Origin of the sequence: Pseudocitrobacter corydidari (genome assembly GCF_021172065.1) — a bacterium.
In the GTDB taxonomy this organism is placed as follows: Bacteria; Pseudomonadota; Gammaproteobacteria; order Enterobacterales; family Enterobacteriaceae; genus Pseudocitrobacter; species Pseudocitrobacter corydidari.
In genome coordinates, this window is record NZ_CP087880.1 from 726,953 (window position 1) to 739,399 (window position 12,447).

11 protein-coding genes and 2 tRNA genes are annotated in these 12,447 nt (G+C 49.6%); 10 read left to right on the top strand and 3 right to left on the bottom strand.

From position 1 onward, the window contains the following. Positions 1-415 precede the first annotated feature (415 nt). The 7 genes from dctP (at position 416) to G163CM_RS03285 (ending at position 8,722) form a co-directional block, all read left to right on the top strand. The gene (gene dctP / locus G163CM_RS03255) at positions 416-1,459 is read left to right on the top strand and encodes a TRAP transporter substrate-binding protein DctP (RefSeq protein ID WP_231826906.1); all 1,044 of its coding nucleotides are present in this window, start codon (positions 416-418) and stop codon (positions 1,457-1,459) included. A gap of 667 nt (positions 1,460-2,126) precedes the next feature. Beyond that, positions 2,127-3,350, top strand: a complete 1,224-nt coding sequence (locus G163CM_RS03260; protein WP_231826907.1) for a multidrug effflux MFS transporter — start codon at positions 2,127-2,129, stop codon at positions 3,348-3,350. Then, positions 3,343-4,284, top strand: a complete 942-nt coding sequence (locus tag G163CM_RS03265; protein ID WP_231826908.1) for a beta/alpha barrel domain-containing protein — start codon at positions 3,343-3,345, stop codon at positions 4,282-4,284. Before G163CM_RS03260 ends, G163CM_RS03265 begins: the two co-directional genes overlap by 8 nt. Continuing rightward, positions 4,281-4,997, top strand: a complete 717-nt coding sequence (locus G163CM_RS03270; RefSeq protein ID WP_231826909.1) for a hypothetical protein — start codon at positions 4,281-4,283, stop codon at positions 4,995-4,997. The genes G163CM_RS03265 and G163CM_RS03270 overlap by 4 nt, the downstream gene beginning before the upstream one ends. Beyond that, the gene (locus G163CM_RS03275; RefSeq protein ID WP_231826910.1) at positions 4,994-7,156 is read left to right on the top strand and encodes an isocitrate/isopropylmalate dehydrogenase family protein; all 2,163 of its coding nucleotides are present in this window, start codon (positions 4,994-4,996) and stop codon (positions 7,154-7,156) included. Before G163CM_RS03270 ends, G163CM_RS03275 begins: the two co-directional genes overlap by 4 nt. A 7-nt stretch (positions 7,157-7,163) precedes the next feature. Further along, on the top strand, positions 7,164-7,832 hold the full coding sequence (locus G163CM_RS03280) for an RraA family protein (protein WP_231826911.1): 669 nt from the start codon (positions 7,164-7,166) through the stop codon (positions 7,830-7,832). Beyond that, complete coding sequence (locus tag G163CM_RS03285; protein WP_231826912.1) at positions 7,829-8,722, top strand: DUF6282 family protein; 894 nt, start codon at positions 7,829-7,831, stop codon at positions 8,720-8,722. The genes G163CM_RS03280 and G163CM_RS03285 overlap by 4 nt, the downstream gene beginning before the upstream one ends. On the opposite strand, the gene G163CM_RS03290 is transcribed toward G163CM_RS03285, so the two are convergent. Beyond that, a complete protein-coding gene (locus G163CM_RS03290) occupies positions 8,688-9,581 on the bottom strand; it encodes a LysR family transcriptional regulator (protein ID WP_231826913.1) in 894 nt (297 codons plus the stop codon). The two genes, G163CM_RS03285 and G163CM_RS03290, sit on opposite strands and share 35 nt — an antisense overlap. A 405-nt stretch (positions 9,582-9,986) precedes the next feature. After that, positions 9,987-10,062: transfer RNA gene (locus G163CM_RS03300), tRNA-Asn, on the bottom strand. 6 nt (positions 10,063-10,068) lie between these two features. Here G163CM_RS03300 and G163CM_RS23530 point away from each other — a divergent pair. The 3 genes from G163CM_RS23530 to G163CM_RS03310 all read left to right on the top strand — a co-directional run bounded on the left by G163CM_RS23530 (position 10,069) and on the right by G163CM_RS03310 (position 11,895). Then, positions 10,069-10,161: a DUF5951 family protein gene (locus G163CM_RS23530; RefSeq protein WP_420851345.1), complete on the top strand. Its 93-nt coding sequence runs from the start codon at positions 10,069-10,071 to the stop codon at positions 10,159-10,161. 94 nt (positions 10,162-10,255) lie between these two features. Continuing rightward, a complete protein-coding gene (locus G163CM_RS03305) occupies positions 10,256-11,680 on the top strand; it encodes an EmmdR/YeeO family multidrug/toxin efflux MATE transporter (RefSeq protein ID WP_231826914.1) in 1,425 nt (474 codons plus the stop codon). Positions 11,681-11,819: 139 nt separating this feature from the next. Further along, positions 11,820-11,895: transfer RNA gene (locus tag G163CM_RS03310), tRNA-Asn, on the top strand. 46 nt (positions 11,896-11,941) lie between these two features. Here the strand turns inward: G163CM_RS03310 and G163CM_RS03315 are convergent. Further along, positions 11,942-12,244, bottom strand: coding sequence for a helix-turn-helix domain-containing protein (locus G163CM_RS03315; protein WP_231826915.1), 303 nt, complete (start codon positions 12,242-12,244; stop codon positions 11,942-11,944). Positions 12,245-12,447: the final 203 nt, after the last annotated feature.

Here is a 12,447-nt window from a genome sequence, read left to right on the forward strand (position 1 = left end):
AGTGAGTTTAAAATTACTTAAATTATATTTTTTAAAGTTGTATTTTCTTTAGAAATTCACTGTGTGAATGTTTTTGATTCTCTTTATTCTGTGCTTTGGGGGGAGTATCCTGCACTGAGTTTTGATGCTTTTCTGCAAAAAAACTGATGCAATTTCCCTTTGCGTGCCCGCATCGTAACTACGTACCGACACTGTTATGGATAGTGCATACTTATCATTCTAAATTTATAATGAAAATTCATCATAAATATTTAAAGGAGTTTGGGGTCCTCTGACATCTATTTCTTAAATGCGGATGACCTGATTATACCCGTGAAAGATTAATGATTGATGCAAGCGTCGCACTTTTAGAACCGAGCTGATTTTTCGCACGTGAGATACCGTACAAAAAAAACTACAGGGAGCTGTGTATCAAATGTCATTCGCCCAATACCGGTGGAAGTTATCCACCATTCTTTTTACGGCTTTTTTATTTTCCACCCCGCTTAGTGCTGCACAAACGCTGATTTACAGCGACCATGAACCTTTGGGTAACATGCGCACTCGCTTTATAAACGATGTCTTCTTTGCTGCGATAGAAAAAGAGTCTCACGGTCGCATTAACATTGAGGCGCATTGGGGCAGTGAACTCAGCAGCGGATACGATGCTTTAGCCATGGTTGGTGAGGGTAAAAAAGCCGATCTAGCCGTCGTGGTTCCTGAATACGCTTCAACAGCATTGCCCCAACATCAACTGTTTAAAAGTTTCCCTGTCGGCCCTTCAGGCGCGCAGCAGGTTGCGTTTTTCCGCGAAGTATTTTCGCGCATCCCCGCTTTTTCCGACGAACTCAGCCGGGCTAATGTTAGCCCCGTTTTTATTGCGACCGGTTATCCGCTCGCGTTCTTCAGCAGCAAGCCCATAAATAACCTTACTGATATGCGAGGCCAAACCTGGCGTTCAGCGAGCTTCTGGCATCAGGCATTCTTACAAAATACCGGCGCCAGGGCGGTGACCATGCCATGGGGTGACGCGACGTATAAGGCATTGCAAGGCGGCAGCATTGATGGGTTGATGCTTAATGTCGATAGCGGTTACGACCTTAATGCACAACGCTACGCTCCTCACGTGTTGGTGTCTAAAGATCTCTGGCTTGGGCATGTCTATCTGCTGGTTATTAATCAAGCCAGGTGGGCTTCGTTATCGGAAGAGGATCGCGCGGCAATCCAGCGTGCCGCTAATGACGCCTATGCGCAGCTGGGTAGCGTGATGGACCGCAGTTTCGATAAACAAATTGCCGATCTGAAGCACAGCGGCGCAAGCGTACGTATTCTTAAGCCACAGGAAGTGCTTGCCTGGGAAGATAAGACCCAATACCAACAGGTTCAATCAGCCTGGGTTAAGGAGCAGGAGGCGAAAGGCGTGGTAGATCTGAAAGAGACGCTGGAAAAACTGGTTGAGATTAAGCACTCTTTTGACTAAATGGTGGCGTTGAAAAGCAAAAAGCCCGCTAAAAAGCGGGCTTCTCGAATTTGGCTCCTCTGACTGGATGCTTATCTCTATATATCTATCTATTTATTTGAGTTTAAATTAATTTTTAAAAAAAAGCACATGTCAATTAAAAAATATAATATCAAGTAATGACCTTTCTTTTTGCTATAATGTAATAAAATTAAAGTGTAAAGCTACTTTAAGTGTGTGTGATAAATAGGTGGATGAATAAAAAGCAAAGTGTTTCTATATGACCTGGGAACGCTTTGATTGTAATTAAATATTCATCTGAGACTGTAGGGAAATATCACAATATCACCTCCAAAGAACCATTTTCAATGGTTACCAATGTACCTCTTTAGTTTTGGCTTCATTAATTAAGTTAGATAATAGGGTGTTGTACCCACGTTGTTGTTTTCAACCAAAACGACCTGTTTGTCCCCATACTGTGCGTTCTTGTTTCTTTTTTAAATCGGCGACAACAAGAGCAAATAAATATTCAAACTCATCAAATATCATACGTATTTATATATTAATTTAGTAAAGATACGGCTTAAGATCGTTTGTTTACTTATACGCAACAGTCTGTTTGATTTTTTTTCATATTCATTTCGATTGCTTTTCGCTAGATTCTGGTTACTCAAGAATTATTGTTGAAATGATGATGAATAAAAAAATTACGATACCCCTCATGGCGTTAGTTACATGTCTCTCTGTTGGCGGGTTGATTTCCACCGACATATTTTTACCCGCGCTTGGTGAAATGCGATTGTTTTATAAAGTGACTGAAGCGCAGATACAGGACGCAATTGCGTTATTTTTATTTGGTGTGGCATTTTCGCAACTTATCTATGGCCCATTGAGTGATAGCCTTGGGAGGAAAAAAACATTAATCGGAGGGCTACTGATATGGCTGGTTTCCACTGTTGGTGTGATTTACACGACGCACATTAATGAATTGCTGGGTTTAAGATTATTGCAGGGGATCGGCTCATGTGCTGGTATTACCATCAGTCGGGCGATCATTAACGATATGATGGATAAAAAATCGTCTGCGCAGCTCTACCTTGTCATATTTCCGTTTGTGGGGATGTCACCTGCGATTGCGCCGATGATCGGTGGAATTTTGACTCAGCATTTCGGCTGGCGGGCATGTTTTATCTTTTTAACCCTCTTTATCCTGGTCACGTTGGTTCTCTGCTTTACGGCACTCCGTGAGACATTGCCGGTAGAAAAAAGACAAAAACTAAGTGTACTGACAGCAACAAAAAATACTGTTGATGTCTTGCGAAACCCAACCTTTCTCTTTTATGCCGCCATTCCCTGTTTTGCCTATGCGGCTTATTTTTCCTATATCGTCGAGTCGCCGTTTATGCTTGCGAAACTGGGGCTTTCCTCAGCCTATGTAGGTTATACCTATATTCTGCTCTCCGCCAGTTATGTTGCCGGGAATTTGACTGCCAAAAGGCGTTCACGGTGCGAGGGTACTGAAGAGACGATTCGTCTGGGATACCGCATTTTTGTGCTGGGGGGGATTATTTTTGCCTTGCAGATGTATGTGAGTCCATTTCCCCTGCCGACGACGATTATCGCTATTTCCATTCTGACCTTTGGCAACGGCTTTTTGCTGCCGTTGGGGACGGCATCAGCCATTGCCGCCCATCCTCATGCCTCCGGGACGGCATCTGGTGTGATGGGAGCACTGCAACTCGGAAGTGCCGCCATCGCCACTTTTTTAATTGGCAAACTGTCCGCCCATGCATCAGGAATGACCGCCCTGATCATCGCATGTGTGTGTGTATTCGGTTTTCTCTTTTATGTGTTGGGTCAATCTTCATTTATGCAATTTGTCTCTAACAAGGAGAGTAAGATTAATGATTAATAATATCGATGTCACATTACGGGATGGTGGTTATCAGAATGGTTTCCACTTTCCGACAGACTACGCGATTAAACATGTTCATGCGTTGGTGGAAAGCGGCGTTGAGTGGATTGAAATAGGTTATCGGAACGGGTCTTTTAAGCCGATTCCAAATATTGGTATTACGGGGATGTCACCCGATGAATATATTCAGCAGATTCATCATGCCGTACCGAATGCTAATTTAGTGGTGATTGCTCATCCGCATAATATTAATCACGATGATGTGATTCGTATGAAAATGCACGGCGTGAGTCTGCTCAGGATCTGTATTAAAACAGATAATCCACAACCGGCATTGGCATTATGCGAATTTGCCAAAATGAGTGGGTTACGTGTGAGTATGAATTTCACCCGTGCCAGCCAAATTAATGTCAATACGCTTATTGATGTGGCTGCACAATGCGAAAAAGCCGGGGCTGATATTATCTGTATCGCCGATTCAAATGGCAGCTTACGCCCGGAACAGACATCGCGATTGGTCAACGTCCTTAAATGCACCACGCGTGTGGACGTGGGTTTTCACGCGCATGACAACTTGGGGCTGGCGATGGCAAATGCGATTGAGGCTGTCAAAGCCGGGGCAACGTTTATCGACAGCTCATTAACTGGAATGGGAAAAGGCGCGGGCAATCTCGCCATGGAGACTTGGCTTGCTCTTTGCAATTTTAATAGCGGCGCTGACATTTATCAGACTGAAGTGATCTTCAGGCAGGTTCAACAGCTTCAGTCTCAGGCCTGTTTTAATGCTTCGCACCGCAGTGTGGTGGACATGATCCTCGCGGTGAAAAACCTGAGCGTGGACTACCGCAAAATGATTGAGGAGAAACTTTCCGAAGATCTAAGTAACACCTTTACGGCCATTGATCACCTTATTACAGGGACGGCAGCATGAAAAAGAGAGAGGCCGTTATTCTTGCCCCGGTGATGCCCGTCTGGGATGAAGGTCAGTTTTGCGCACCACTGGTTACGTTGCTGGTGGCAAAGGGGTATCACGTCACCGTTATTGATACGTTGACCCTGATTCAGGATGGCTCGCCGGAGAGGGCGGTTGAGGCACTCAGTCAGGCACTGAATGCCCGGTTCCAGTCTTCCTATCTGCTGGTGGGGTTCGCCATGGCAGGCACGTTAGTCCAGTTGTTGGCTCCACACCTGCATGGCCTCAGTGGTGTGATGTCTGTCAGTGCGCCGGGTTTTGCGGATGAACAACTCAACAGGCGTCTGGGCGAGCTTGTCTCGCTGCTGGAGGAAGGCGAGGTTGAGCATGCGGTGGATGTTCTGCATCAATTCGTTGTCCCTGAAGGGCAAGCCGCCCCGGAGGTGCGTTTCACGTTGCCTGACGCGGCGAAAGCATCTGCCATTCAGCGGATGTTGACCGGATTTGCCTTGCTACTGAACATGGACGCTCGTGCCGCCATTGCTCGCTATAACGGGAAATACCTTGCCATCGTGGGAGATAAATCACAGTTGGCGTCCTGGGAAAACCAAACCCATAGCACCCAACCCACACACCTCTACAGGCGCATCCCGGAAGCGGGTATGCGCCCATGGAATGACAATCCCGCAGCAATGAATGCCTTACTTAACGAATGGGTCGACACACTATGAAAAAAAATGTTCTGGTTTTACCGGGCGATGGAATTGGTCAGGAGGTTTGCGAGGCTTCGCTACCTGTTATCAGTGCTATGGATCTTCCTATTACGCTCACCTTTGGCGAGATAGGCTGGGCATGCTGGATGCGGGAGGGAAACCCCGTACCGGACCAAACCTGGGAAAAAATCGCCGGGGCAGATGCGGTGCTGCTTGGCGCAATAACCAGTAAAGGGAAAGCGCAGGCGCAGCAGGCTTTACCTCAGCCTCTCCAGCAGAAAGGTATCGAGTATGTTTCGCCGGTGATCCAACTCCGCCAGAAACTGGGGCTGTTTGCCAATATCCGCCCGGTGAAATATGTCGCAGGAGATCAACGTCCTTTTCGCTGCTGCGTGATTCGGGAAAATACCGAAGGTTTGTACGCCGGGATGGATTTTAAAGGGGTTAGACCAGCGGTTTCCGGCTGGCTGAAGCACCCTAATCTGGATAAGTATGGCCCGGAAGAGGCTGCCTGGACGGTTCGTCTGCAAACCCGGTATGGGCTGGAGCGCCTGTTTCAGACGGCCTTTGAGTATGCCCGCAAGCACGACTTTACCCGAGTCACATTTGCCGATAAACCCAATGTGATGCGCGAGAGTGGTCACTTTGCGGGAAGCATATTCCATGAGGTGGCTGCGCGTTTTCCTGAGATCGCGGCAGATATCCATAATGTCGATGCCATTGCCCTCTGGCTGGTGCGTAAGCCCCATGAGTTTGGCGTGATTGTCGCAGAAAATATGTTTGGGGATATTTTGTCCGACTTAGCCGCAGGGGTGATGGGCGGTTTAGGTCTTGCACCAAGCGCCAATATTGGCAGCCATGCTGCCTACTTTGAGCCGGTACATGGCAGCGCGCCAGGGATGGCAGGACAGGGGAAAGCCAATCCGTGTGCTATGTTTTACACCATTGCACTGATGCTGGAGTATCTGGGCTTTGAGTTACAAGCCGAAAAACTTCAACACGCGGTTGACCGGGTGGTCCGGGACGGGAAAGTGGCTACCTACGATTTGGGAGGGACGGCATCCACACAGGAAATGGCGCAGGCCATCATCCGGGAGCTGCTTCACCCGACGCTCGGGAAAACGGCCAGCGTGATCACCATCGGTGATGAACTGTTGTCCGGGCAATACCCGAACAGCAATCAGTTGCACATCAGCCAGCGGCTTGAGGCGGCGCAGCATCAGGTGAGATTTCAGGCGTCCTGCGCGGACAATATTGCCCAGATCAGCGCCCTGATCACCTCGCGTATAGGGCAGGACGATCTCATTGTCATTTGCGGCGGACTTGGCCCCACCTCCGACGATAAAACCCGCGAGGCGGTGGCACAGTCTCTCGGCAGGCCTTTGATTTATGATGAGGATGTCTGGGCCACTATTCAGGCGCAGCTCAGGGCGTTTGGGGTGAAAAATGATCCGTCTAACCGTCAACAGGCCAGATTTCCAGACGGCGCTAGCGTTCTGGATAACCCGTCCGGTACTGCCCCCGGTTTTTACACCAGCATAGGCAGTAGCCTGGTAGTTGTTCTGCCTGGCCCTCCTTCTCAAGCGTTACCCATGCTTGATGACTTGTTATCAGGCCGCGAGCATAGCGAACCGGCAAAGACTACATCCTCCTGGACGCTTATTGGTATAAGCGAAAGCGAAGTAGGTTCAATTGTGAGCGCCTTAGTCTCTTCGACGGCGTGGGATGTGCATTTTTTATGGAAAAGTCCCTATGTCATTGTGCAAATAGATACGCCGGAGCACAGCCCGTTACCACTTCCGGTGTGGCAAAGTCTGGATCGGGCATTGCGTCCGTATCTGGTGAGTAAACGTAACAAAAAGGCGAGTGAGATATTGCAGGACACCTGCAACGTCCGCTGGCAGACGGCCGATGTGGAGCTGTCATCTTATTTGCCAGTGGCCAGAAAAAAGGCGGGAGGTGAGCCAGTGCTTTGCATCGACGTCGCGGTTAACCCCTCTCTGGTCGACGTGCTGGAGAGTGAAACATGGATGGGGCAAATGACGATGTCGGTTCGCCATCAGGATGGCAAGAAACATCAGATGACCTTTCCCCTGAATAAAGCCCTTCTGGCGCAAACCCTGCCTGAGTACGCGGCCTGGTGCGTACTGAAACCCCTGACAATGCAAAATGGATGAGACAATCATGACAACCCAAAAAACGATCAAAGAGCGCTTGTTGGTCCTGGACACGGCTGCTGTCTCTGATGCGCTGGACAGTTTGTACATTGCGGGTGGGCTGTTGGGTATTAAGCCGCAGATCAGCGGAAAGAAAATCGCGGGGCCGGCTTTTACCGTTCAATATGAAGCCTGTACGCCGGAAAAAAATTGCTTCATGAATGCCGGTAACTATATTGATCAGGTTCCGGCCGGAGCCGTTATTGTGGTGGACAACGGTGGACGTCTGGACTGCACGAGCTGGGGGAATATTCTGACCACTAAAGCGGTGCAAAAGCAGATCGCCGGGTCTGTCATCTATGGTTCAGCCCGTGATATTGCCGATATTCGCCAGATGGATTACCCCCTGTTCGCCTGCAATATCTATATGGTTTCCGGAAAAAACCGGGCGCGGGTAAAAGAGGTGCAGTGCGCGCTTGATATCCACGGCGTGACCGTTTGCCCTGGCGACTGGGTATTTGGCGACGACAATGGCGTGCTGGTGATCCCCGGCGAACATCTGGAAGAGGTGATCCGGCGTGCGGAAAATGTCGAAAATACTGAGCGGCAGATCCTCAGTACCATTGATGCTGGCACACCGCTGGACGTTGCCCGTCAGCAACTGGGCTATGATGTTCCCTGGGAGAATAACATATGACCCGTCAATTTTTCGCGTACTGGGCATCCCGGCTGCAGTTTCTGGACGTGCATTATCACGCGCGTCCGGATAGCTACCATCGGCGCTACTCGGCATTTGAAGCCGGGCAGCAGTATGCCCGGTATCAGGGTGGAGTTGTGTTGAAGAACCACCTGGGGAGCGTGAGTGCGCTGGCGGCAGCCATGCAGGAGATGTCTCTGCCTGTGTTTGGCTCGGTGGTGCTTAATGCGGCTGGGGGAGGAGTGAACCTTAATACAGTACGGCAGGCGCTGAGCCAGTATCAGTTTGAGGGCGCACCCCGGTTGCTGGTGCATTTGCCCACGGTGGTTTCAACCACACACAAGAGCGCACTTTCAAGAACCTTCAGTAATGAATATGCCCGCTATTTTGCCGGACAACCGCTATCCGTAACCGATGAAGACGGTAAATTACGCTCTGACGTTGAGGCGCTGATCCATTTCGCACGACATCATGACATTGTGCTTTCTTCCGGGCATACCTCGAAAGATCAAACGCTGCGTCTGATTGAAGCCGTGGAACGTGTTGACGGCGTCCGGTTGATGTTGAACCAACCGGCAAACCCGATCACGGGGTTTTCAGCGGCAGAACTCCGCGCGCTGGGAGAATACGACTGGCTCTATGTCGAGCAGTGCGCGCTGACGCTGTACCTGGGCTACCAGACCCCGCAGGACATGTATGATGTTCTGACGCAGGTGAATAATGTGGTTTACAGCTCTGATCTGGGCCAACCCGCTCAGCCGGATATCGGTGAATGGCTGGAAGACAGCCGACGCTGGTTCCAGGCCTCCGGACTCAGTGCAGAGCGGATTGATGCAGTGACCCGGTTAAACCCGCTCAGGATGCTGGATCCGGAGCCGTCGCCAGATTGAGGGTGCGAATAAAATCAATGAAGGCCTGCTCTTTGGTGGACGGACGCGGATTAATATGTACCACATACATCGGTAACGGCGGAGGCATAAAATCATCCAACACGGTAATAATTTCGCCTGATTCAATACCGGCTTTGATGATGAAATCAGGGAGGTAACAAATCCCAAGCCCTTGATGGACCATGTTACAGAGGTCAAGGCTGTTGCTGACTCTGGAGATGTAATGAGGCCGAATTTCTGTACATTCGTTATCAATCATAAATTTCCAGGAGCGCCGGTGATTATCAAAGTGCAGCAGACAGGTATGCTTGTGCAGCTCGTCAGGATGTGACGGCATGCCGTGCTGCAGCGCATAGCTGCGCGAGAGGCAGGTATGTTTTCGCCAGTAACCAATAAGCGAGTAGTAAAGATTGCTGTCGGGCAATGGGCCACACTGTAATGCCAGATCAAAACCGTGGCTGAACAGTTCCATATAGTGGTTTCCGGTGACAATATCCAGCTTAAGGTCAGGGTAGCGTTCAAGGAATGCTTTCAGACTCGGGATTATATGCAGATGACTGATGGAATGGGGGATCCCAACTTTGAGGTTGCCGCTAACCACATTACTGAGACTTTTCACGTCCCTGAGGCAGGATTCATACTCATCAATAATCAGCAGACAGCGCTGATAAAACTGTTCACCGGCGGCCGTGAGGGAAATGCGACGCGAATTACGCTTGATAAGCTGCGTATTGACCTCAAATTCCAGCTTCTCAATTCTGCGGCTTACCATTGCTGGTGAGAGTTTCATGGCAATCGCGGCGGCCCGGAATCCCTGACATTCAACCACCATCCTGAATGCTTTCATATTTTCCAGCATCGTGTCCTCCTGACATACTTAACATATCTATTCTTGCACTATTCCTTTCATCGGGCGAGTTTAGATATCGTAAGCAAGTCTGAACCTCTCTCCCACCACCATGTTTAAGAGTTTTGAGCCGTTGGGTTTAATAAACAGGTACAGTCCGGAACTGTCTGTCATTTTGAAAGGTTTGTCGGAGGGTTTGACCTTACGAATCGAGGTATCAGTTAATGCCATAGCGTGGGGGCTCCGTTTGCTCACCGAACCGTGAGGCCCTCGATTAAGCCCCCTCAAAACTATGGATGTCAAAAAAACCAGCAACCTCTTGCGAGACAATCGGGTAAAGATAACTTCTTGTTTTTTTAACAATCTTTAGACTCATAGAAAAGCAAAAAGCCCGCTAAAAAGCGGGCTTCTCGAATTTGGCTCCTCTGACTGGACTCGAACCAGTGACATACGGATTAACAGTCCGCCGTTCTACCGACTGAACTACAGAGGAATCGTTGTGGAGGCACATATTAGCGGCGAAAAAAATTTTGTCAAACACCAATTCTGGCTGTTCACGCTGATTGCCGATTCCGTCAACAATTTGTTGTAATTACCGACAAATATTAAGGAAAAATGTTTTGCAGGATTCGGGTTTCTCCCTCATCATTTGAAATGGAGTTTCAACTTTCTCACTAAGGTCCACTTTGAACGTCACCACCGCGCTCCGCCAGGCCGTCGCACGCACGCCCTGGTACAAAAAACGCAAAAGCTATCGAGTCCTCTTCTGGCGTGAAATCACCCCCCTTGCTGTACCTATTTTTCTGGAGAATACCTGCGTCCTGCTGATGGGGGTATTGAGCACCTTCCTGGTGAGCTGGCTGGGAAAAGAAGCAATGGCGGGCGTCGGGCTCGCCGACAGTTTCAACATGGTGATCATGGCCTTTTTCGCCGCTATCGATCTCGGGACAACGGTGGTGGTGGCCTTTAGCCTCGGTAAACGTGACCGACAACGGGCGAGGGCGGCTGCACGACAGTCGCTGGTGATTATGACCTTGTTTGCCATTGTGCTGGCAGCGGTCATCCACTATTTCGGCAGTGAAATTATTAATATTGTCGCAGGTGAAGCGACACCCGAAGTGAAAGGGTTGGCCTTAACCTACCTTGAACTGACGGTGCTGAGTTATCCGGCGGCGGCGATTGCGTTGATCGGTAGTGGCGCGCTGCGTGGCGCAGGGAACACAAAAATCCCCCTGATGATTAACGGTGGAATGAATATCCTCAATATTATCATCAGTAGCATCCTGATTTATGGGGCGTTCTCCTGGCAGGGGATGGGTTTTGCAGGGGCAGGGCTGGGGTTAACCATTTCGCGCTATATCGGCGCGGCAGCGATTATCTGGGTGCTGATGATAGGCTTTAACCCTGCGCTGCGCATTCCGCTGAAAAGCTATCTGAAGCCGCTGAATTTCGCCATTATCTGGGAAGTGATGGGAATCGGTATTCCGGCAAGCATTGAGTCAGTACTGTTCAATGGCGGGAAATTACTTACCCAAATGTTTGTTGCCGGGATGGGGACCAACGTTATCGCGGGTAACTTTATTGCCTTTTCGGTTGCGGCGCTGATTAACCTGCCAGGTAACGCGCTGGGTTCGGCCTCGACCATCATCACGGGTAAACGATTGGGTACCGGGCAGATTGGTCAGGCGGAACGCCAGCTGCGCCATGTCTTCTGGATGTCGACCATCGTACTGACGACAATTGCCTGGGGTACCGCGCCGTTTGCGGGTCTGTTCGCGTCGTTCTATACCCAGGAGCAGGATGTAAAAGAGGTGGTGAAAGTGCTGCTGTGGCTGAACGCGGCATTTATGCCGATCTGGGCCGCTTCCTGGGTTCTGCCTTCAGGCTTTAAAGGCGCACGTGACGTACGCTTTGCGATGTGGGTATCAATGCTGGGGATGTGGGGCTGTCGCGTGGTGGCGGGTTATACGTTAGGTATTGTGCTCGGTATGGGCGTCGTCGGTGTGTGGTTAGGGATGTTCCTCGACTGGGCGGTCCGTGGCGCACTGTTCTACTGGCGTCTGGTCAGTGGTCGCTGGCTGTGGAAATACCCGCGCGTGAAGATGGAGTAAGCGCCATTGCTGTGAAAATCGTCAGAAACCGATGATTTTTAACCGAAGTGTGGAATAAAACAGCAAACGGTATTTTTTTGTGAAAACAGGCTTTGACAACCCCGGGGCACCCCGTTAATATTCGCCCCGTTCACACGATTCCTCTGTAGTTCAGTCGGTAGAACGGCGGACTGTTAATCCGTATGTCACTGGTTCGAGTCCAGTCAGAGGAGCCAAATTTAGAAAAGCCCGCTTTTTAGCGGGCTTTTTGCTTTTCTGTGTTTACAGGGCAAACTCATAATGGGAGCCATCGGGGAGCTCAACATCCAGGCGTAATTTCCCGCCAGCGGCTTCTACATAGCGCTTGAGCGTGGAAAGTTTTAGATCTCGCCCTGGTTTTTCCATTCCCGCGATTGTCGGCTGCTTTACACCCAGGGTTTCAGCGATCTCCACCTGCGTCTTTTTCACCTTTTCTCGCAATTCCGCGAGGTGGATATTCAGCAACATCTCCTCTGCCATTGCTTCCGCCTGTTGAACTACCTCGGTTTTTTCATCCTTTAGCAGTTGTTCCAGCGTTCTGCCCATGTTGATTTTCCTCATTGTTAAGCTTTGTCAGATGGTGCTTATATTCTCGTTCGGCAGTATCTCAACATAGATTGTATAGGTCAAAAACTATATAGGTGTAACGCTATATTGACATTCTGCACTGATGTGACAGGAAAGGGAACACTCAAAAGTGAGATGTGGAATAGCGGTTCCGGCCGTTCGATGTTTTGCAGAAAGAGGGT